Source organism: Luteibacter sp. (assembly GCF_009912395.1).
In the GTDB taxonomy this organism is placed as follows: Bacteria; Pseudomonadota; Gammaproteobacteria; order Xanthomonadales; family Rhodanobacteraceae; genus Luteibacter.
In genome coordinates this window covers 1-21357 of record NZ_WNDO01000042.1, presented here as the reverse complement: position 1 = coordinate 21357, position 21357 = coordinate 1, and the positions used below count along the sequence as shown (strand labels likewise).

Below are 21357 nucleotides of genomic sequence, written 5' to 3'. Positions count from 1 at the left end.
GGTTTCAGGCGTACTTGGCCGGCGCGGGATGCACCGTGCCGCACTGCTTGCAGGTGCGCGCGTCGAGCGAGCGATAGAACCGCTCGAATACCGGCGGGAAATCCCGCTCGATGCTTTCCAGCTCGAAGTACGCCTCGAACAGCTTCGTGTTGCAGTTCTCGCAGAACCACATCAGGCCGTCGCGCTCGCCGGCGACGCGACGACGCTCGACCACGAGACCGATTGAGTCGGGCATGCGTTGCGGCGAATGCGGCACGCGTGGGGGCAGGTAGAAGATTTCGCCCGCACGGATGGGGATGTCTCGGGCGTTGCCGTCGTCCTGGACCTTGAGGACCATCTCGCCTTCGAGCTGGTAGAAGAATTCCGGACCTTCGTCGTGGTGGTAGTCGGTACGCGCGTTGGGGCCGCCGACGATCATGATGATGAAGTCGCCATCGACGATGCACTTGTTGCCCACGGGCGGCTTCAGCAGGTCGCGGTGGTCTTCGATCCAGCGCTTGAGGTCCAGGGGCGGCAGCAGGCTCATGCGGACGGCGTCCTTTGGGAATCCGGCGATGATACTCCCGGGGCACGCGTCGCGACCGGGCGATCCTGTAGGCGATCGGAACGACGGTGTGCAAGGTACTTCCGGCGCGCCCCCGCGTGTCGTACAACGGTCGTTCCTTTCCAGGATGGACCGTCCCCGATGGCGTCGTGGTACCACGCCAGGTTTCCCGAGCCCGCTGCCCGCCCGCCGCCGCAAGGCAAGCGGGAGGCGGCCGTGGTCGTCGTGGGTGGCGGTTTTGCGGGACTGAACACCGTGCTCGGGCTGGCCGCAAGAGGTGTCCGCGACGTGGTGCTGCTGGAAAGCCAATCCATCGGCTTCGGCGCATCCGGGCGGAACGGCGGTTTCGTGTTCGCCGGTTACTCGCTGGGCGAGAAAGCCTTGCTGGATCGATTGGGCGACGCGCGCGCCCGAGCCCTCTACGCGCGCACGGTGGACGCCGTGAACCTCATTCGCGAGCGTATCGCCACGCTGAATATTGCATGCGACGCCGTCGACGCGGGCGTGGTCTGGGCGAACTGGTTCCGCGACGCCGCGGTGCTGCGCGATCGCCAGCGTCTGCTGGCGGAGCACTATGGCGCAGATTGGCAGTGGATTCCCGCGGACGCGATGAGCGAGTTCGTCCACAGTCGCCGATACCACGACGGACTCTACGAGCGGAACGCGCTGCATATCGATCCGCTGGCTTATGCACGTGGCCTGGCTCGGGTGGCGGAGGCCGCCGGGGTGACCATCCACGAGCGGTCGCGGGTACGCATGCTGGAGCGCCGCGGTCCGCGCTGGGTATTGCGCGTGGGCGATGCGGAGATCGAGACGCCGCAGGTGGTGCTGGCGTGCGGCGGGTATCTCGCCGGTCTCGACCGCCGCATCGACCGCGCCGTGCTGCCGATCGCCACCTATGTCATGGTCACCGAGCCACTGGGCGATCAGCTGAAGGAATGCCTGAGGACGCGCGCAGCCATCTACGACACGCGATTCGCCTTCGACTACTACCGCCCGTTGCAGGACACGCGCCTGCTCTGGGGCGGCCGCATTTCTGTCCGCGACCGCTCGGCCCACGCCGTGCAGCGCCTGCTGATGCGGGATCTGACGCGCGTGTTTCCCTCGTTGAAGGGTGTGCGGGTCGAACACGCGTGGTCGGGGCTGATGAGTTACGCCCGTCACGAGATGCCGCAGGTCGGCACGCATGGCAATGGGCTTTGGTACGCCCAGGCGTTCGGCGGTCACGGACTTGCTCCGACCTGTGCCGCCGGCGAGGCGCTGGCCGACGCGATCGCCGCAGGCGAATCCCGCCTCGACGCCTATGCGGATTTCGGGCTCGAACCCGTGCATCGACCCTTTGGTTACCTTGCCGCCCAAGGCACTTACTGGAAGTACGAGTTCGCGGACTGGATGAAGTCGCGGATGGAGGGGTAGGGCGACTACCGGGCTCGACCCAGCCAGACAACGACGCCTTGCGCGTTCAGCCGGATGTCGATCTTCAGCAGTTTGGCGATATCGTCGGTGGATAGCGTCACGCCGTGCCTGGTGGCGCGGCCGACATAGAGGTCGCGAAAATCCGCCGCGATGCGTGCTTCCCTGTCCGGGTCGCCGGCATGTCGCCAAGCGATCGCGACCATCGCGTCGATCTGTTCGTGCAGATCGTTCGCGAGGCGCGGCACATCCTCGACGCGCCCGTAATGCGTGAGGTACATCGCTTCAGGTTTGTAACGCAGCATGCGGTCGATGGAGGCATGCGCCTCGTCGGGATCGAACTGCACGGGCGATGTCGTGGGGATGATGAACGGGCCGTTTGCCGTATCCAGTTCCCGATAGGAAATGCCGAAGACGTCACCGGTAAAGAACGCGTTCGCCCGCTCGTCGTGGATGGCGATGTGGTGCTTGGCGTGTCCCGGTGCGTCCAGGCAGAGCAGGGCGCGCCCGGCGAGGTCGATAACGAAGCCGTCCGTCGCTTCGACGACGCGTTCCTCGGGCACGGGGACAATATCGCCGTAATCGCGGCGTATCGCCGCCTCGCCGTACACGGCGGTCGCACCGGCGATCAGGATGGACGGATCGATCATGTGTCGCGCGCCGCGCGGGTGTACCGCGAGCTTCGCATGAGGCAGGTGGCGCATGAGTTCGCCCGCGCCACCTGCATGATCCAGATGGACATGGGTGAGGATCACCCAGTCGATGTCGCTAGGCCGGAGGCCGGCGGTGTGGATGGCGTCGAGGAGGTGCGGCACGGAATGCGAGGTGCCGCTATCGATAAAGGCGCCCCGTCCGTGTTCGACGACGAGGTAGGCCGCATCGAAGGAAGGCCGGCCAAAGCCGGTATCGATGGTATGAATGCCGTGCATGTGTCCGAGAGTACATGTAGGAGCGCGCTGGCGCGCGATCACGCGCCAGCGCGCCCCCACAGCGACATCAAAGCGCTTCGAACACGCCCGCCGCACCCATGCCGGTGCCGATGCACATCGTCACCATGCCGTACTTCTGCTTGCGACGACGGAGGCCATGGATCAGCGTGGCGGCGCGAATCGCACCCGTGGCGCCGAGCGGGTGGCCGAGGGCGATGGCGCCGCCCAGCGGATTCACCTTGCTCGGGTCGAGGCCGAGGTCACGGATGACCGCGAGGGCCTGGGCCGCGAAGGCTTCGTTGAGCTCGATCCAGTCGAGCTGGTCCTGGCGGATGCCGGTCTGCTTGAGCGCCTTGGGGATGGCTTCCTTCGGGCCGATACCCATGATGTCCGGCGCGACGCCGGCGACCGAGAAGCCCACGAAACGGGCGATCGGGGTCAGGCCGTAGTCCTTGATGGCCTTTTCGCTGGCGAGCAGCAGCGCGCCAGCGCCATCGGACATCTGCGAGGAGTTGCCGGCCGTGACCGAGCCGCCGAACTGGCCGTTGCGGAACACCGGACGCAGCTTGCCGAGTACTTCCAGCGAGGTGTCGGCGCGCGGGCCTTCGTCGATGGAGATGATGCGGCGGTCTTCCTTCACCGTGCGGTTCTTGAGATCCGGGTAGCGGTCGTCGAGCTGGAACGGGGTGATCTCGTCCTTGAACTCGCCAGCCTGGATCGCGGCCAGGGCACGCTGGTGCGACTGCAGGGCGAAGGCGTCCTGGTCTTCGCGGCTGACCTTCCAGCGCTCGGCCACCTTCTCGACGGTGATGCCCATGCCGAAGGCGATGGCGCGGTTTTCGTCATTCTCGAAGATGGCCGGGTTCATGGCCACCTTGTGGCCCATCATCGGCACCATGCTCATCGTCTCGGTGCCGCCGGCCAGCATCAGGTCCGCTTCGCCCAGGCGGATGCGGTCGGCGGCCATGGCGATGGCCTGCACGCCGGAGGAGCAGAAACGGTTGATGGTGACGCCCGGCACCTGCTCGGGCAGGCCGGCCAGCAGCACGCCGATGCGCGCCACGTTCATGCCTTGCTCGGCTTCCGGCATGGCGCAGCCGATGATGGCGTCGCCGATGACAGCCGGATCGATGCCCGGGGCCTGTTCCATCACGGCGCGGATGACGTGGGCGAGCAGGTCGTCGGGACGGGTGTTGCGGAACACGCCGCGCGGCGCCTTGCCTACCGGGGTGCGGGTGGCGGCGACGATGTAGGCGTCTTGCACTTGCTTGCTCATGGAGGTGATTCCTTTAAGTGGGCAGGTCGGTTGCGTAGGAGCGCGTGGTGCGTCAGTTACGCAGCGGCTTGCCCGTCGTCATCGTGTGGGCGATGCGGGCCTGGGTCTTTTCGGTCTGCGCCAGTTCGACGAAGTGCTTGCGCTCGAGGGCGAGCAGCCATTCCTCGTCGACCGGCGAACCGCGCTCGATCCGGCCGCCCGAGAGCGTGTCGGCGATGCGGCTGGCGATCTCGATGTCGTGCGCCGAGGCGAAGTAGCCCTCGGCGAGGTTTGCCAGTGAGGCCTTGAACGTGGCCGTGCTGGTGTCGCCCGCGGCCGGGATCGCGCGCGCCGGCAGCGGCGGACGGTAGCCGGACTCGGCCATCGCCACGGCCTGGGCCTTGGCCACGTGCAGCAGTTCGTAGGCGTTGAAGACCACGATGTCGTCCTTGCGCAGCAGGCCGAGGGTCTTGGCCTCGAGCGCGCTGGCGGACACCTTCGCCATGGCGACGGTTTCGAAGACCTTCTTGAGGTATTCGAACGGGTCTTCCGGATTGGCCTGCGCCGCGCGCACGGCCAGTTCCTTCAGGCCGCCACCAGCCGGAAGCAGGCCTACGCCAGCCTCGACGAGGCCGATGTAGCTCTCCAGTGCCGCAACGGTGCGGGCCGAATGCATCTGGAACTCGCAGCCGCCGCCCAGGGCGAGGCCGCGCACGGCAGCGATCACCGGCACCAGCGAGTACTTGATGCGCATGCTGGTGGCCTGGAAGTTCGCGACCATGGCCTCGAACTCGGCGAGCTTGCCAGCCTGGAGCAGGCCCAGCGCACCCTTGAGGTCGGCACCGGCCGAGAACGGCTCGGACGGCTGCCACAGCACGACGCCGCGGAACTGCTGCTCGGCGAGGCCGATGGCGTGCTGGATGCCGTCGAGCACATGGTCGTTGACCGTGTGCATCTTGGTCTTGAAGGAGATGACGCCGATGCCGTCGCCCGAGGTCCACAGGCGCACGCCATCATTTTCCCAGACGGTGGCGCCCTGGTCGAACTTCTCGCCGAGGATCGGATCCGGGAAGGCCTGGCGCTGGTAGACCGGGTGCGAGGAGCGCGGCTTCTCGGCGTTGGCGCTGGCGGAGTACGAGCCCGCCTTGCCGTGCACGCCGTTGCGGCCATCGGTGACCCAGGCCGGCAGCGGGGCGCTGCTCATGGTCTTGCCTGCGGCGATGTCTTCGGCGATCCAGCCGGCCACCTGCTGCCAGCCGGCCGACTGCCAGATCTCGAAGGGGCCAAGCTTCCAGCCGTAACCCCAGCGGATGGCGAAGTCGACGTCACGCGCCGTCTCGGCGATGTCGGCCAGATGGTAGGCGGTGTAATGGAAGAGATCGCGGAACACGGCCCAGAGGAACTGCGCCTGCGGGTCGGACGAGGCACGCAGCTTCGCGAACTTCTCGGACGGATCCTTGATGGCGAGGATGGCGGCGACCTCGTCGGAGGCCTTGCCTTCGGACGGGCGGTAGTCCTGCTTGGCCAGGTCGAGGACCACGATGTCCTTGCCCGCCTTGCGGTAGAAGCCGGCGCCGACCTTCTGGCCGATCGCGCCCTTCTCGATGAGGCCCTTCAGCCACACCGGCGGCTGGAAGTAGCTGTGCCAGGGATCGTCCGGCAGGGTGTCGCCCATGGTCTTGACCACGTGGGCGAGGGTGTCCAGGCCCACGACGTCGGCCGTGCGGAAGGTGGCGCTCTTCGGACGGCCGATGGCCGGGCCGGTGAGGGCGTCGACGGTGTCGAAACCCAGGCCGAACTTCTCGGTGTGGAACATGGTGGACAGCATCGAGAACACGCCGATGCGGTTGCCGATGAAGTTCGGGGTGTCCTTGGCGAACACCACGCCCTTGCCCAGGGTGGTGGTGAGGAAAGCCTCAAGACCCTCGAGCACGGTGGTGTCGGTGAGGCGGGTCGGGATCAGTTCGACCAGGTGCATGTAGCGCGGCGGGTTGAAGAAATGCACGCCCGTGAAGCGGTGGCGCATCTCTTCCGGCAGCGCCTCGGCGAGGCCGTTGATCGAAAGGCCCGAGGTGTTGCTGGCCAGCACGGCGGTCTTTGACACGTGCGGGGCGATCTTCGTGTAGAGATCGAGTTTCCAGTCCATCCGTTCGGCGATGGCCTCGATCACGAGGTCCACGTCGGCGAGCTGGGCGAGGTCGTCCTCGTAGTTCGCCGGAATGATCGCCGCGCCCAGCGACTTCTCGGCCAGCGGGGCCGGGGAGAGCTTGGCGAGGTTGGCGATGGCCTTGAGGGCGATGCCGCTCTTGGGGCCTTCCTTGGCGGGAAGGTCGAACAGCACGGTTTCCACGTTGGCGTTCGTCAGGTGCGCGGCAATCTGCGCGCCCATGACGCCGGCGCCGAGTACCGCGGCCTTGCGAATGCGTAACGGTGTTGCGGTCATGGTGTTCTCCGGAGGGTGCTTTAAGGATCGTCCCCGGTCAGCGGCTGGCCGAGGAGTTCGAAGCGGATGGGTTGCGCATGCCGGCGGCGGCAAAGCGGATGAGGTGGTCGGCCGCGGCCTCGCGGTGGTCGCGTTCGGCCACGTCGCTCTTGCGCTGGATCACGCCGAAGTCGGCCATGGCGTAGGTCAGCGCGCCGGTGACGATGTCGAGACGCCAGTAGATTTCTTCGCGGGCCAGGTTCGGCAGCAGGCGCGAGAACTCGTTGGCGAACTGGCGCAGGACATGACCATAGTTATCGGACAGGAAGCGGCGCAGGGTCTCGTTGTGTTCCGCATAGGCTCGGGCCAGCACGCGGACGAAGGCCGCGCCGCCCCCATCGCTGCGGGACAGGTCGAGAGCGGGGCGGATGTACGCGTCGAGGACATCCTCGAGGGTGGTGCCGGATTCGCCCGCGATGCGGTTCAGGGCGGCCATGCGGCGGCTGTTCAGTTCATCCAGCCGGCGCCGGAACACCTCTTCGATCAACTTGTCCTTGGAGCCGAAGTGGTAGTTGACGGCGGCCAGGTTGACCCTGGCGGCGGCCGTGACCTGGCGGAGCGAGGCCCCGGCGAAGCCATGGGTGGCGAACAGGGCCTCGGCGGCGCCCAGGATCCGCTCCTTCGTGCTGCGCTCGCGGGAGGCGTAGGGGGCGCTCGTCATGTCGGCGGACTCCGAGGGAGGGTGGTTTGAATCAAACGATTGTTTGAGAATACGCCCGGCTGCTCGCAAGGGTCAATCTGCGTCTGCACATACCTGCAAACGCCTTGCGAATCAGCTAGAATCTGCCAAGATTTCGTGAGCTAAGTCAGTCATTCCTGACGGCTTTGGCTCCAAACTTTCACCGGGCGTCGCCAGGCGCCCCGGTAGCCTTTTACTTACTCGTCCACTTTCCCCGGAGCAACCGTATGGCGCTGGAGCGCACCCTTTCGATCATCAAGCCCGACGCCGTCAAGAAGAACGTCATCGGTGAAATCGTCGCCCGCTTCGAGAAGGCCGGCCTCAAGATCGTTGCCCAGCGCATGCAGCAGCTGAGCCGCGCCGAAGCCGAAGGCTTCTACGCCGTCCACAGGGAGCGTCCGTTCTTCGGCGCCCTGGTCGACTTCATGATCTCCGGCCCGGTCGTCATCCAGGTGCTGGAAGGCGAGGGCGCGATCCTCAAGAACCGCGACCTCATGGGCGCCACCAACCCGAAGGACGCCGCGCCGGGTACGATCCGCGCCGACTTCGCCGATTCGATCGACGCCAACGCCGTCCACGGCTCCGATGCCGCCGAGACCGCCGCGGTCGAGATCGCCTACTTCTTCCGTTCCACGGAAGTCGTTTCGCACTGAGAACTGCCGTGAATACGCCTGCCGACAAGGTCAACCTGCTCGATTTCGATCGCCAGGGGCTGCGCGATTTCTTCGCCAGCCTGGGTGAGAAGCCCTATCGCGCCGACCAGGTCATGAAGTGGATCTACCACCGCCTGGAAAGCGATTTCGGCAAGATGACCGACGTCGGCAAGGCCCTTCGCGAGAAGCTCGACGCCAGCTGCTATGTCGGGCCGCCGTCCACCGTGTTCGAAAAGGGCGCGGTCGACGGTACCCACAAGTGGCTGCTCGGGATGGATGGCGGCAACGCCATCGAAACCGTGTACATCCCGGAGCCCACCCGCGGCACGCTCTGCGTGTCCTCGCAGGTGGGCTGCGCCCTGAACTGCCAGTTCTGCTCCACGGCGACCCAGGGCTTTTCCCGCAACCTTTCCACGGCCGAGATCATCGGTCAGATGTGGGTGGCGGCCAAATACCTCGGCAACGTGACTCACCAAAAGCGCCGCATCACCAACGTGGTGATGATGGGCATGGGCGAGCCGCTGCTGAACTTCGACAACGTGGTGAAGGCCATGAGCCTGATGCGCGACGACCTGGGCTTCGGCCTGGCGAGCAAGCGCGTCACCCTGTCCACGGCGGGCCTGGTGCCCATGATCGATCGCCTCTCGGCCGAGAGCGACGTCTCGCTGGCGGTCTCCCTGCATGCCGCCAACGACGAGCTGCGCACGGAGCTGGTGCCGCTGAACAAGCGCTACCCGCTGGCCGAGCTGATGGGCGCCTGCGAGCGCTACATCCGCCGCGCGCCGCGCACTTCGATCACGTTCGAATACACCCTCATGAAGGGCGTGAACGACCGCCCCGAGCATGCGCGCCAGCTGGTCAAGTTCATGCGCCGCCTGCCGGGTGCCAACAAGGTCAACCTCATTCCGTTCAACCCGTTCCCGGGCGCCCGTTTCGAGCGTTCGAGCCCGGATGACATCCGTGCCTTCCAGACGCAGCTGCTCAACGCCGGCGTGCTGACCATGCTGCGCCGTACCCGTGGCGACGACATCGACGCCGCCTGCGGCCAGTTGAAGGGGCAGGTGGTGGACCGTACCCGCCGTCAGGCGGAATTCCGCAAGAAGCTCGAAGAGGGAGTCGTGAATGCGGCTTGAGCGGTGGGGGCTGCTGGTGGGGCTGGTCCTGGCGTGCGCCGGTTGCACCGGTGACGGTAGCGGCCTGCGCCCGTCGACGGCCGCAGACAACCGGGCCAAGGGCGCCGAGGTCCACACCGAGCTGGGCCAGCGCTACATGCAGAATGGCGACCTCCAGGGCGCCATGGAGAAACTGGAGAAAGCCCTCCAGTTCGATCCCAAGTACGTTCCCGCCCATACCGTGATCGCCGTGCTCTACGAGCGCATCAACGACCCGGTCAACGCCGAATTGCATTACCGCAAGGCCATCGAGTACGACCCGAAGAAGGGCTCGGTCAACAACAACCTCGCCGTGTTTCTGTGCAAGCAGAACCGTGGGGCCGAGGCCAAGCCGTTCTTCGACAGGGCCTTGGCCGACCCGTTCTACGAAACGCCTGACCTCGCCCTGTCCAATGCCGGCACCTGCCAGATGCAGTCCGGAGACTACGATTCGGCCGAGGGATACTTCCGGAAAGCGCTCGAACGCAATCCGGGTAACGCGGATGCCCTGTATCAGATGGCCCGTGTGTTGTACCTTAAGAACGATGCATTCAGGGCTCGTGCCTTCCTGCAGCGCTACGAAGCGCTCGGAGGCCCAAGTCCGGAAGCGCTGAAGCTCGGTCATGACATCGAGCTCCGTCTGGGCAACGGGGAGGGTGCCCAGGAATACGCCAAACGCTTGCGTGAAACGTTCCCGGATTCGGAACCCGCGCATGCACTCGAAGCCACCGCACGTCAATGACCTCAGTTTCTTCGAACCAGCCCGGGCGTGACGGAAGCGAACAGGACCTGTTCGCCGGCATCGAGCCATCTATTTCCAAGGAGGACGCCATGGAGCCGCAGAGTCTCACCAATGGCGAAGACAACGGCCGCGTGTTGATCGACCACGTCCATGAGGGCGGCTTCGGCGCCCGGCTTCGCGCCGCCCGCGAAGCTCGTGGCTACTCGATCGAGGCCTGTGGCCAGGCCCTGCGCCTGCCGACCCGTCTGCTCCGGCAGCTTGAGGCCGGCGATTACGCGGGCATCGATTACCAGGTCTACCTTGCCGGCTACATCGGCAAGTACGGCCGCCACGTGGGCGTGGACGAAGAAGCGATCCAGGCCGAGGTCGCCCGCCTGGCACCCCGTCAGCCCGAACTGGTCGTCACCGGCGGCGTCTCCCATTCCCGCTATCTCCTCGAGCGCTACGTCACGGCCGCCACCTACGTGGTGCTGACGGCAGTCATCGTCGTGCCGATGGTGTGGCTGGGTGTGCGCGGCACGCTGGATCGCGACATGCCTCGCCTTGCGCCCCTGGATGCCACGCCCGTGGCCCAGCAGGACGCCCCGGCGCCGGCCTCCACCTCGGCGCTCGCCGGTGCCGTGGCTGCCGCCGTCAAGCCTGCGGCGGCACCCGAAACGCATCCGGAAGAGCAGCAGCCGGTCCTCGCTTCCATGGCGATGTTCCCGCCGCTCGACCGTTCCAACAAGGCGCCGCTCGCCAGTGCCGCCACGCCCGCGCCGCCTGCGCAGGCCAACGGTCAGGGCGCGCATAGCCTCACCCTGGATCTCCCGTCCGCCAGCTGGGTCGAGGTCACCTCGGCCGACGGCTCGCGCCTGGAGTACGGGATTCTCCCGGCCGGCACGCAGAAGTCCTACCGCAGCGACAGCCCGCTGGACGTCCGCATCGGCAATGCGCAGGGCGCTCAGGTCAGTGTCGACGGCGAGCCGGTGCAGCTCGACAGCTTCCGTCGCGCCAACGTGGCCCGCTTCCACGTCGACATCCGCGACGGCAAGGCGTCTCCGGTCGCCAACTGACTGATGTGCGCCTGAAGGCGCGGCCTTGCGGCTGCGCCGTCTGCGCGTACTTTTCAGGTATCCTTGCCTATTGATCCGCGCCGCCGTCCCCGATGGCTGGCGCGGGCTCGTTCCCTCCTAGGTATGCTGCGCTGGAGCGCAGTGGGTGATTGCATGGCATTCGACGTATACGACGACTACGAACAGGGCGAACGCGTCCAGCAGTGGCTGCGCAAGAACGGCGTCAGCATCGCGGTAGGCGTGGCCCTTGGCCTGGTCCTGATTTTCGGCTGGCAGCAGTGGAAGTCGCATCGCGCCGGTCACGAGCAGGCCGCCGCCTCGGAGTATTCGGCCCTCCAGGCCGCCGTGGCTCAGAACCGTGCCACTGATATCGACATGCGCACCGAGACCCTCATGAAGGACTACTCGGACACCGCATGGTCGGTCTTCGCCGCCGGTGAGCGCGCCCAGCGCAACGTCATGGCCGGCCAGCTCGACAAGGCCGCCGGTGACATCGAATGGGCCAAGGCCCATGCCTCCGACGACACCCTCAAGACACTCGCATCGCTGCGCGACGCGCAGCTGAAGTTTGCCCAGGGCAAGGCGCAGGACACCCTGGCGGCGCTCGACGCCATGTCGGGCAAGGCGTTTGTTTCCGTGGCCGAGGAACTCCGCGGCGACGCGCTGGTCAAGCTGGGACGCCAGGACGACGCACGCAAGGCCTACCAGGCGGCGATCGCCGCCATGGGCGACAGCGCACCGCAACGCGGTGTGGTTCAAACCAAACTCGATGATCTGGCTGTGGCCGGGAAGCAGGGTGCATGAAACGTTTTTGGGCAATCGCGTTGACTTCGTCGCTGGTCGCTATGGCCGGCTGCCACTCGTTCAAGAAGGAAAACGTCGAACCGCCGACCCCGCTCGACAAGAAGTTCGAGCCCACCGTGAAGGTGGAGCGCCTGTGGAAGTCCAGCGTCGGTGACGGCGCGGGCGAATCCGGAGTGCGTATGCGCCCGGCCGTGGCCGATGGCGTGGTCTATGCCTCCAGCGTCGACGGCAAGCTTGCCGCGTTCGATGCCAATACGGGCAAGACCCTGTGGTCCAAGAGCATCCGCCAGCACGGCTGGTTCGGCTGGGGTGACTCCAAGCGCGAAGACGCCCGCTTCTCGGGTGGCCCGGGCGTGGGTGGCGACCTCCTGGCCGTAGGTACCCTCGATGGTCACGTCTACGCGATGAACGCGAAAGACGGCGAGCGTCGCTGGGCTGCCGAAGTGTCCTCCGAAGTCATCACCACGCCGGTCGTGATCGGCGATCTCGTGGTCGTCCGCTGCAACGACGGCCGCATCTACGGCCTCGACGCCAGCAATGGCGAGCGCCGCTGGGTGTATGACCAGGCCCAGGTGCCCAACCTCACGCTGCGCGGCAACGGTCGCCTGCTGGTGGCCAACGGCGTGATCTTCAGCGGCACCGACGCCGGCAAGCTCCTGGCGATCCGCCTCGACAACGGCGAGAAGCTTTGGGAACAGACCCTCGCCACCGGCGAAGGTCGTACCGAAATCGACCGCCTGAACGACGCCGACGGCGCCATCGTGCTCGACGGCACCACGCTCTACGGCGCCGCCTACCACGGTCAGCTGACGGCGGTGGATGGTCCCAGCGGTCGCCCGCTGTGGAACCACGCTTTCTCCACCTATACCTCGCTCGATGTGCATGGCAACGCCGTTTACGGCGTGGACGACCAGTCCCAGGTGTTCGCCTTCGACAAGACGAACGGCGCCAGCATCTGGAAGCAGGACGGCCTGAAGTATCGCTGGCTCACGGCTCCGGCCACCCAGAACGACTACCTCGTGGTAGCCGACCTCGACGGTCACATCCACTGGATCAATGGTGCGGACGGCAAGATCGTCGGCCGTGAGCGCCTGTCGAAGAAGGCCATTCGCGCCCAGCCCGTGGTTTCGGGCGACACCGTGTACGTCGAGGACGTGGCAGGCCATGTTGGCGCCTACCGCATCACCTCGCACTGATTTTTTTAAGGATTAATGCTTTTCCATGTTACCCGTCATCGCCCTGGTCGGCCGTCCCAACGTCGGTAAGTCGACCCTCTTCAATGCGCTGACGCGTAGCAGGGACGCCCTCGTCGCCGATATGCCCGGTGTTACCCGCGACAGGCACTACGGTGTCTGTCACCTCGGTCCGCGACCCTTCGTGGTCGTGGATACGGGCGGCCTCTCCGGCAGCGACGAGGGCATCGAAGGCCTCACCGCCCAGCAGGTTCGCCTGGCGATCGCCGAGGCGAACGTGCTGGTCTTCGTGGGCGATGCCCGCGACGGCGTGTTGCCTCTCGATGCTTCGATCCTCAGCGAGCTGCGTCGCAGCGGCAAGCCGATCATCGTCGTGGTCAACAAGACCGACGGCGTGGACGAGCCCACCGCGCTCGGCGAGTTCGCCACGTTTGGCGTGGCCGACACGATCCCGACATCCGCGGCGCACAGCCGTGGCGTGGACACCATCGTCGCCAAGGTCATGCCGTATCTTCCTGAAGAGGAAGAAGAGCAGCTTTCCGAGGAAGAGCAGGGCATTCGCGTGGCCATCGTGGGCCGCCCGAATGCCGGCAAGTCCACCCTGATCAATCGCCTGCTCGGCGAGGATCGCCTGATCGTCTCCGATCTGGCGGGCACCACCCGCGATCCCATTCGTGTCTCCCTGGAGCGCGATGGCCGTCGCTATACCCTGATCGATACCGCCGGCGTCCGTCGTCGTGCGCGCGTCGAGGAGGCGGTGGAGAAGTTCAGCGTCATCAAGACCTTGCAGAGCATTTCTGCGGCGCAGGTCACGGTCATCATGATTGATGCCCGCGAGAACCTCGCCGACCAGGATCTCACCCTCATCGGTCACGTGATCGAGGAAGGTCGTGGTCTCGTCATTGCCGTCAACAAGTGGGACGGCATGGACAGCTACCAGCGCGAGCAGACGCAGAAGGCGCTTGAGCGCCGCCTGCAGTTCGCCGACTGGGCCAAGACGGTGTTCATTTCCGCGCTGCACGGCTCCGGCCTGCGCGAACTGATGAAGGCCGTGATCCGCGCGCATGCCGCCGCGACGAAGGAACTGGTCTCGTCCGAGCTGACCCGCACGCTGGAGCAGGCCTACGAGTCGTACCAGCCGCCGCTGGTCCGTGGTCATGCGCCGAAGCTGCGTTTCGCGCATCCGGGCGGCACCAATCCGCCGACCATCGTGATCCACGGCACTCGCACCAAGCACATTGCGCCGGCCTACCGGCGCTACCTGGAAGGCTTCTTCCGCAAGCGCTTCCGTCTCGAAGGCACGCCCATCCGCATCGCCTTCAAGGACGGTGATAACCCGTTCGCGGGGCGTCGCAACGTCTTGACGGACAGCCAGCAGCGCAAGCGCCAGCGCATGATTCGCAACGCGAAGCGGCGCGAGAAGTAACGCCTCGTTTCGCGTGGAGGTTCCACGCATGTCCGAAGGTCTCGATCGCGAACGCTGGTTGTCCGACCTGCGTTCACGCATCCCCGAAATCGACGCCGACGAGGCGTTGGCTCGCCAGCGGGCAGGGGCCTTGTTGATCGACGTCCGCGAGGACAACGAGCGCGCCTCGGGTTCGCCCACGGGGGCTCTGGGCCTGTCGCGCGGATTCCTCGAACTGCGGATCGAGCAGGCCGCGCCTGATCGATCCCAGGACATCCTCATGCTATGTGGCAGTGGCCAGCGCTCCCTCCTGGCCGCCGAGGCCTTGCAGCGCATGGGCTACGGCAGGGTGTCCTCCGTGGCCGGCGGCATGGGTGCCTGGAAGACCGCAGGCCTGCCCGTCAGCGCGGGCGCGCTGGATGCCGATGCCGCGGAACGCTACTCCCGCCAGGTGCTCCTGCCGCAGGTCGGCGAAGCCGGGCAGGCCAGGCTCGCCCAGGCGCGTATGGTCGTGCTGGGTGCCGGTGGTCTCGGCTCGCCCGCCTTGCTGTATCTCGCGGCCGCGGGCGTGGGGCATATCACCCTGATCGACGATGACCGGGTCGAGCGCTCCAACCTGCATCGGCAGGTCGTTCATGGCGATGCGCGCGTGGGCATGGACAAGGCGGAATCCGCCCGCATGACCATGACGGCGCTGAATCCGCGCATCCAGGTCACGACCGTGATCGATCGCTTGCGTGCCGACAATGTCGAGGACCTGATCCGCGGCCATGATGTCGTCATCGACGGCGCTGACAACTTCGCCACGCGCTATCTGCTGGCGGCCGCCACGCGTCGCCTTGGCGTGCCCATGGTCTATGCGGCGATCGAGCGATTCACGGGGCAAGTGAGTGTGTTCGATCCGCGTCGCGACGACTCGCCGTGCTATCGCTGCCTCTTTCCCGAGCCGCCGTCGGCGGCGGACGCACCAAACTGCGCCGAGGCGGGTGTGCTGGGCGTACTGCCCGGCACGCTGGGTCTCGTGCAGGCCACCGAGGCCATCAAGCTCGTGCTCGGTATCGGTCAGCCCCTGGTGGGGCGCCTGCTGATGTACGACGCCCTGGGCATGCGCTTCCGCGAACTCTCCCTGCGTCGGGATCCGGGCTGCCCGGGGTGTGGCCCGGGCGCCCGCTTCGAGGGTTACGTGGATCTCGAAAGGATGTGTTCGGCCGCAGGCTGAAGATCGCCCGGGACCACCGAGTACATCGCGGCGTCCACAGCGTTTGTATTGATTTTCAGTCGGTTGCGTAACAAACCTTCGAAAGTACCTCCGATGCGCTTGGCGGCCTTGCGGCTGGGCCAGTTGTCGTGGGCGGCCACGATTTCGATGCGCGTCAGTCCGGCGCTGCCGAAGGCGAAGGCGAGGGCGAGCTTGCCGGCCCGTGTGACGTTGCCCCTGCCTCGGGCCGAGACGCGCAGCCAGTAGCCGAGATTGGCGAAGCCATGCTCGCGATTGCGCTGGTTCAGGCCCATGCCGCCGAGGATGCGGCCGCTGTGCTCGTCGAGGATCACCATTTCATACCCGTCGCCCATGACCCATGCCGCCTTGCACTGGCGGATCCAGTCGGCGGCGGTGGCCGTGTCGTACTCGGGCGTGGCCCAGGGGATCCAGCGGCCGGCCGAGGTGGAGGATTCGCGGATGGCGTCGGCGAGCGCATCGGCGTCCTCGTCGCGGTAGGCGCGCAGACGAACCACGCCGTCCGTGAGGTCCTGGGGATAGGGGGCGATATCGATGGTCATCCGCCGAGTATGCTCCGGACAAGATATTACCGGCGACGCATGTTCATGCCGCTATCGCGGATTCTCGCCAAATCACGGATAATCCACCGTTTTTCGCAGGGCGACCCTCCATGACCGCACGTATCCTCGACGGCAAGCGCATCGCCCAGGAACTCCTCGAACACATCGGTTGCCGCGTCGCCAAGCGTGTCGCCGACGGCCGCCGCAAGCCGGGCCTGGCCGTGGTGCTCGTGGGCGAGGACTCCGCCTCGGCGGTGTATGTCCGCAACAAGCGTAAGGCCTGCCAGCAGGTCGGCTTCGAATCCTTCGGCTACGACCTGCCGGCGGAAACCTCGCAGGAAGAGCTGTTCGCGCTGATCGACAACCTCAATGCCGATCCGGCCGTCCACGGCATCCTCGTGCAGTCGCCGCTGCCGGACCATATCGACGAAGACGCGCTGGTCGATCGCATCGACGCCCGCAAGGACGTCGACGGCTTCCAGGCCGTGAACGTCGGCCGCCTCGCGCTACGCCGATTCGGCCTGCGCCCCTGCACGCCGAAGGGCGTGATGACGCTGCTCGGCCACACCGACAGCCCGGTGCGCGGTCGCCATGCGGTGATTGTGGGCGTGTCCAATCACGTGGGCCGCCCGCTTGCGCTTGAACTACTTATTGCAGGTTGTACAGTGACTTGCTGCCATAAGTTCACGCAGGATCTTAAGGGCTTCGTCGGCCAGGCCGACATCCTCGTCGTGGCCGCCGGCAAGCCGGGCCTGGTCAAGGGTGAGTGGGTAAAGCCCGGCGCCGTGGTCATCGACGTGGGCATCAACCGCCTCGACGACGGCCGCCTCGTCGGTGACGTCGAGTTCCAGCCCGCCGCCGAGCGCGCCTCCTGGATCACCCCCGTCCCCGGTGGCGTGGGCCCAATGACGGTCGCCACCCTGATGGAAAACACCCTGGAAGCCGCCGAGGCCCTGGAAGCCTGACGCGCCGCTGTAGGAGCGCGCTCGCGCGCGACTCCGCGGCAGCGGACCCGATGGTCGTTGCCTAGGCTGTTCTTGTAGGAGCGCGCTTGCGCGCGATCCCGCGGCAGCGGGCCAGACTGCCGCCACCACGGGATCGCGCGCAAGCGCGCTCCTACAAGAAGCAAATCCCGCTTCACCGTAATCAGATCACCTGTTACAATGGCGTGATTTACTCGCGGGACTAATGCTATGCGCATCCTTGCCGAGGCACTCACTTACGACGACGTGTTTCTGGTTCCCGGCCACTCCACGGTTCTGCCGCGCGATGTGGATACCTCAACGCGGTTCACTCGCGGTCTCCGCCTGAACATCCCCATCGTGTCCGCCGCCATGGACACGGTCACCGAAGCCCGCCTCGCCATCACCATGGCCCAGAACGGCGGCATCGGCATCATCCACAAGAACATGACGCTCGAACAGCAGGCCGCCGAAGTGCGCCTGGTCAAGAAGTTCGAAGCCGGCGTCATCCGCAACCCCATCACCGTCGGTCCCGACACTTCCATCGGCGAAGTGCTTCAGTTGACCCGCGCGCACAATATCTCCGGCGTTCCGGTGGTCGACGGCGGCAAGCTCGTTGGCATCGTGACCGGTCGCGACATGCGCTTCGAGCGCAAGCATGACGACCCGGTCCGCAACATCATGACCCGCGAAGATCGCTTGATCACGGTGAAGGAGGGCGCTTCGCACGACGAAGTGCTGCAGCTCCTACATAAGAACCGTATCGAGAAGGTGCTGGTCGTCAACGACAGCTTCGCGCTGCGTGGCCTCATCACGGTCAAGGACATCCAGAAGGCCAGCGACAACCCCTACGCCGCCAAGGACCACCTCGAGCGCCTCGTGGTCGGCGCCGCCGTGGGTGTGGGTGGCGACACCGAGCAGCGCGTCGAAGCGCTGGTCGAGGCTGGCGTGGACGTCCTCGTGGTCGACACCGCCCATGGTCACTCGCAGGGCGTGATCGATCGCGCCGCCTGGGTGAAGAAGCGCTACCCGAACGTGCAGGTCATCGCCGGCAACATCGTCACGGGCGAAGCCGCCCGCGCGCTGCTCGACGCCGGTGTCGACGCTGTCAAGGTCGGCGTGGGCCCGGGTTCCATCTGCACCACCCGTATCGTCACCGGTATCGGCGTGCCGCAGATCACCTCCATCGACCTGGTCGCCACGGCGCTCAAGGGCGAGATCCCGCTCATCGCCGACGGCGGCATCCGCTACTCGGGCGACATCCCGAAGGCGCTGGCCGCCGGTGCGTCCTCCGTCATGCTGGGCTCCATGTTTGCCGGCACCGAGGAGTCCCCGGGCGAGGTCGAGCTGTTCCAGGGCCGCTCCTACAAGAGCTACCGCGGCATGGGCTCCATTGGTGCCATGCAGCTCGGCTCCAAGGATCGCTACTTCCAGGACGAGGCCGACGCCGACAAGCTGGTGCCGGAAGGCATCGAAGGTCGCGTGCCGTACCGTGGCCAGCTGCGCAACATCATCCATCAGCTGATGGGTGGCCTGCGTGCTTCCATGGGTTACATGGGTACCGCCAACATCGGCGAGATCCACGAGAAGGCCCAGTTCGTGAAGGTGACCGGCGCCGGCGTGCTCGAAGCGCACCCGCACGACATCCAGATCACCAAGGAAGCACCGAACTACCGCCTGGATTGATGCCCCCGGGCATGCACTCCAGGTAACCCAGGACGCCCGCGCCAAGTGGGCGTTCTGCTTTTTGAACGGCTGACGCGCCACGCGCGAAGCCATCCGAATTCTCCATGCAGGCCGCCACGATGACCGACATCCACAGCGACAAGATTCTTATCCTCGACTTCGGCTCGCAGTACACGCAGCTGATCGCTCGCCGCGTGCGCGAGATCGGCGTCTATTGCGAAGTGTGGGCCTGGGATCACGCGCCCGAGGACATCCGCGGCTTCGCCCCGCGCGGCGTCATCCTTTCCGGCGGCCCCGAGTCGGTCACCGAAGACAACTCCCCGCGCGCCCCGCAGGTGGTGTTCGAGCTGGGCGTGCCCGTGCTCGGCATCTGCTACGGCATGCAGACCATGGCCGAGCAGCTCGGCGGCAAGGTCGAATCCGGCCACCACCGCGAGTTCGGTCCGGCGACCGTCAGCTTCGCCAGCTGCGGCCTGTTCGACGAAGTGCTGAAGGACGGCGAATCGCTCGGCGTGTGGATGTCGCACGGCGACCGCGTCGTGACCCTGCCGCAAGGCTTCCGCTCCACGGCCTCCACGCCCAGCCTGCCGCTGGCCGCCATGGCCGACGACGAGCGCCGCTTCTATGGCCTGCAGTTCCACCCGGAAGTCACCCACACCACGCGCGGCCTGGAAATCCTCCGTCGCTTCGTTGTCGACCTGTGCGGCTCGGCCACCCTCTGGGACGCCGCCCACATCATCGAAGACGCCGTCGTTCGCATCCGCGAACAGGTCGGTAGCGACCGCGTGCTGCTCGGCCTGAGCGGCGGCGTGGACTCCTCCGTCGTGGCGGCTCTGCTCGAGAAGGCTATCGGCGACCAGCTCACCTGCGTCTTCGTCGACACCGGCCTGCTGCGCTACCAGGAAGGCGACCAAGTCATGGCCACCATGGCCGAGCACATGGGCGTCAACGTCATCCGCGTGGACGCCAAGCAGCGCTACTTCGACGAACTGGCCGGCGTGGAAGACCCCGAAGCCAAGCGCAAAATCATCGGCCGCCTGTTCGTCGAGATCTTTGACGAAGAATCCGCCAAGCTCGAAGGCGTGAAGTGGCTGGCCCAGGGCACGATCTACCCCGACGTCATCGAGTCCGCCGGCAGCAAGACCGGCAAGGCCCACGTCATCAAGAGCCACCACAACGTCGGCGGCCTGCCGGAGCACATGAAGCTCAAGCTGGTCGAACCCCTGCGCGAACTGTTCAAGGATGAAGTCCGCCGCATCGGCGTCGAACTGGGTCTGCCGCGCGAGATGGTCTACCGCCACCCGTTCCCGGGCCCGGGCCTGGGTGTGCGTGTACTTGGTGAAGTGAAGGCCGAATACGTCGATATTCTTCAGCGTGCGGATGCCATCTTCATCGAAGAGCTTCGCGCGCATGGTCTCTATGATCGCGTGAGCCAGGCCTTTGCCGTGTTCCTTCCGGTTCGCTCGGTCGGCGTCGTTGGCGACGGTCGTGCCTATGAGTGGGTGATTGCGCTGCGTGCCGTGGAGACGATCGATTTCATGACGGCGCATTGGGCGCATCTGCCGTACGACTTCCTCGACAGGTGCTCGACGCGGATCATCAATGAGCTGCGAGGGATTTCGCGAGTGGTTTATGACATCTCGGGGAAGCCGCCGGCTACGATTGAGTGGGAGTGAAATCAGGTCCTTCGGGGACTATCGCTGGCTAGTGGAACAGGTTGGCGTTGAAACTGGCGGTGAGAACTGAGGGCCGGATTAAGACCGTCTCGTTCACTATCCAGGCCAAGACTGTCTTTGACGGTAAAGGTTTTATCGAGAAAGCTTGTTTTATGCGGTTTTCCCGGCATCAGTCGGTCTCCTGGCCGTGACGGTATCGCCAACCGGTACCGTCACCTCCTGCTACGACTACCGTCTCAATGGATGCTGCGAAACTCCACCACTGGCCGCTACGGACCTGCCGGTACTTGCCCGTAAAGAAGCGGATCGACGCTAAAGAGGCCGCCGCTCCAGGCAAGCCCCCTGCGTTGGAGGAGCACAGCGAGAAGCGCCGCACTACTTTCGGCGAGATGATCGCGAAGTGGCTGACAGGCGCTCGGATGGTCTTGCCCGTGATCGAGGGCGGCACGCACGCCCTGATATGGTCGCGCAACAAGCCGCAATAGACGGATTAACTGCCTGATTTTGTGTCCGCCCACTCCGGGTGGCCTAAAGCCCGGGCCACGCACCACCATCGATTTAATCTTGCCCCTGATTTACGGACACCTATCTAAGCGACATTGGCCAGCTCGTACTGCTCTGGGCTGAGGTAGCCCAGGGTCGAGTGCAGCCGGATCCGATTGTAGTCAACCTCAATGTAGTCAAACACATGAGCCTTGGCCTGCTCCCGTGTGGCGAGGTGTTCACCATGGATGGCCTCGACCTTCAGACTGTGGTTCCAACTCTCCATTGCTGCGTTGTCGTAGCAGTTGCCTCTAGCACTCATGCTGGCGATCAAAGCGTATTGCTCCAACAGGGCGCGGTGCTCGCGCGAGCAGTATTGGCTACCACGGTCAGTATGCACGATCACTCCCCGAGGCCGATTGCGAGCAAACAGCGCCATGCGCAGCGCGTCGCAAACCAGCGTAGC

General features: G+C 65.7%; 20 protein-coding genes. 13 read left to right on the top strand and 7 right to left on the bottom strand.

The features are described from left to right. Positions 1-4 precede the first annotated feature (4 nt). Positions 5-526: a 3-hydroxyanthranilate 3,4-dioxygenase gene (locus GAK28_RS23750; protein ID WP_291785155.1), complete on the bottom strand. Its 522-nt coding sequence runs from the start codon at positions 524-526 to the stop codon at positions 5-7. A 159-nt stretch (positions 527-685) separates the two neighbouring features. Between GAK28_RS23750 and GAK28_RS23745 the strand changes: the two genes are divergently transcribed. Then, positions 686-1960 (top strand): FAD-binding oxidoreductase, encoded by a 1275-nt coding sequence (locus GAK28_RS23745; RefSeq protein WP_291785153.1) that lies wholly within the window; start codon positions 686-688, stop codon positions 1958-1960. A gap of 5 nt (positions 1961-1965) precedes the next feature. Here the strand turns inward: GAK28_RS23745 and GAK28_RS23740 are convergent, their stop codons facing one another. From GAK28_RS23740 to GAK28_RS23725, 4 genes are all read right to left on the bottom strand, one after another. Further along, positions 1966-2886, bottom strand: a complete 921-nt coding sequence (locus GAK28_RS23740) for an MBL fold metallo-hydrolase (protein WP_291785152.1) — start codon at positions 2884-2886, stop codon at positions 1966-1968. Positions 2887-2953: 67 nt separating this feature from the next. Then, positions 2954-4162, bottom strand: a complete 1209-nt coding sequence (locus GAK28_RS23735) for an acetyl-CoA C-acyltransferase (RefSeq protein ID WP_291785150.1) — start codon at positions 4160-4162, stop codon at positions 2954-2956. 52 nt (positions 4163-4214) lie between these two features. Then, positions 4215-6584, bottom strand: a complete 2370-nt coding sequence (locus tag GAK28_RS23730) for a 3-hydroxyacyl-CoA dehydrogenase/enoyl-CoA hydratase family protein (protein WP_291785148.1) — start codon at positions 6582-6584, stop codon at positions 4215-4217. A gap of 37 nt (positions 6585-6621) precedes the next feature. After that, the gene (locus GAK28_RS23725) at positions 6622-7284 is read right to left on the bottom strand and encodes a TetR/AcrR family transcriptional regulator (RefSeq protein WP_291785145.1); all 663 of its coding nucleotides are present in this window, start codon (positions 7282-7284) and stop codon (positions 6622-6624) included. Positions 7285-7529: 245 nt separating this feature from the next. Between GAK28_RS23725 and ndk the strand changes: the two genes are divergently transcribed. The 8 genes from ndk (at position 7530) to moeB (ending at position 15524) form a co-directional block, all read left to right on the top strand. Next, on the top strand, positions 7530-7955 hold the full coding sequence (gene ndk, locus GAK28_RS23720; protein ID WP_291785143.1) for a nucleoside-diphosphate kinase: 426 nt from the start codon (positions 7530-7532) through the stop codon (positions 7953-7955). After that, complete coding sequence (gene rlmN, locus GAK28_RS23715) at positions 7952-9088, top strand: 23S rRNA (adenine(2503)-C(2))-methyltransferase RlmN (protein ID WP_291785175.1); 1137 nt, start codon at positions 7952-7954, stop codon at positions 9086-9088. The genes ndk and rlmN overlap by 4 nt, the downstream gene beginning before the upstream one ends. Further along, the gene (gene pilW / locus GAK28_RS23710; RefSeq protein ID WP_291785141.1) at positions 9078-9848 is read left to right on the top strand and encodes a type IV pilus biogenesis/stability protein PilW; all 771 of its coding nucleotides are present in this window, start codon (positions 9078-9080) and stop codon (positions 9846-9848) included. The genes rlmN and pilW overlap by 11 nt, the downstream gene beginning before the upstream one ends. Before the next feature lie 89 nt (positions 9849-9937). Next, positions 9938-10903 carry a helix-turn-helix domain-containing protein gene (locus tag GAK28_RS23705; protein WP_291785139.1) on the top strand — a complete coding sequence of 322 codons (966 nt, stop codon included), beginning with the start codon at positions 9938-9940 and terminating at the stop codon, positions 10901-10903. 153 nt (positions 10904-11056) lie between these two features. Continuing rightward, entirely contained in the window at positions 11057-11707 is a 651-nt protein-coding gene (locus GAK28_RS23700) for a tetratricopeptide repeat protein (protein ID WP_291785137.1), read from the top strand. Then, a complete protein-coding gene (bamB, locus tag GAK28_RS23695) occupies positions 11704-12903 on the top strand; it encodes an outer membrane protein assembly factor BamB (RefSeq protein ID WP_291785135.1) in 1200 nt (399 codons plus the stop codon). Before GAK28_RS23700 ends, bamB begins: the two co-directional genes overlap by 4 nt. Positions 12904-12928: 25 nt before the next feature. After that, complete coding sequence (gene der, locus GAK28_RS23690) at positions 12929-14326, top strand: ribosome biogenesis GTPase Der (protein WP_291785132.1); 1398 nt, start codon at positions 12929-12931, stop codon at positions 14324-14326. Positions 14327-14354: 28 nt separating this feature from the next. Next, complete coding sequence (gene moeB, locus GAK28_RS23685) at positions 14355-15524, top strand: molybdopterin-synthase adenylyltransferase MoeB (protein WP_291785131.1); 1170 nt, start codon at positions 14355-14357, stop codon at positions 15522-15524. Here the strand turns inward: moeB and GAK28_RS23680 are convergent. Then, positions 15485-16084 carry a GNAT family N-acetyltransferase gene (locus GAK28_RS23680; protein WP_291785129.1) on the bottom strand — a complete coding sequence of 200 codons (600 nt, stop codon included), beginning with the start codon at positions 16082-16084 and terminating at the stop codon, positions 15485-15487. The genes moeB and GAK28_RS23680 overlap by 40 nt on opposite strands. 110 nt (positions 16085-16194) lie before the next feature. Here GAK28_RS23680 and folD point away from each other — a divergent pair, with 110 nt between their 5' ends. The 4 genes from folD (at position 16195) to GAK28_RS23660 (ending at position 20893) form a co-directional block, all read left to right on the top strand. Continuing rightward, a complete protein-coding gene (folD, locus tag GAK28_RS23675; protein ID WP_291785127.1) occupies positions 16195-17049 on the top strand; it encodes a bifunctional methylenetetrahydrofolate dehydrogenase/methenyltetrahydrofolate cyclohydrolase FolD in 855 nt (284 codons plus the stop codon). Positions 17050-17277: 228 nt separating this feature from the next. Then, entirely contained in the window at positions 17278-18732 is a 1455-nt protein-coding gene (guaB, locus tag GAK28_RS23670; protein ID WP_291785125.1) for an IMP dehydrogenase, read from the top strand. Positions 18733-18851: 119 nt separating this feature from the next. Continuing rightward, entirely contained in the window at positions 18852-20408 is a 1557-nt protein-coding gene (guaA, locus tag GAK28_RS23665; protein ID WP_291785172.1) for a glutamine-hydrolyzing GMP synthase, read from the top strand. A 287-nt stretch (positions 20409-20695) separates the two neighbouring features. Beyond that, the gene (locus GAK28_RS23660) at positions 20696-20893 is read left to right on the top strand and encodes a hypothetical protein (RefSeq protein WP_291785123.1); all 198 of its coding nucleotides are present in this window, start codon (positions 20696-20698) and stop codon (positions 20891-20893) included. A gap of 104 nt (positions 20894-20997) precedes the next feature. Here GAK28_RS23660 and GAK28_RS23655 read toward each other — a convergent pair. Next, a partial coding sequence (locus GAK28_RS23655; protein WP_291785121.1) for an IS3 family transposase occupies positions 20998-21357 on the bottom strand: 360 nt, incomplete at its 5' end.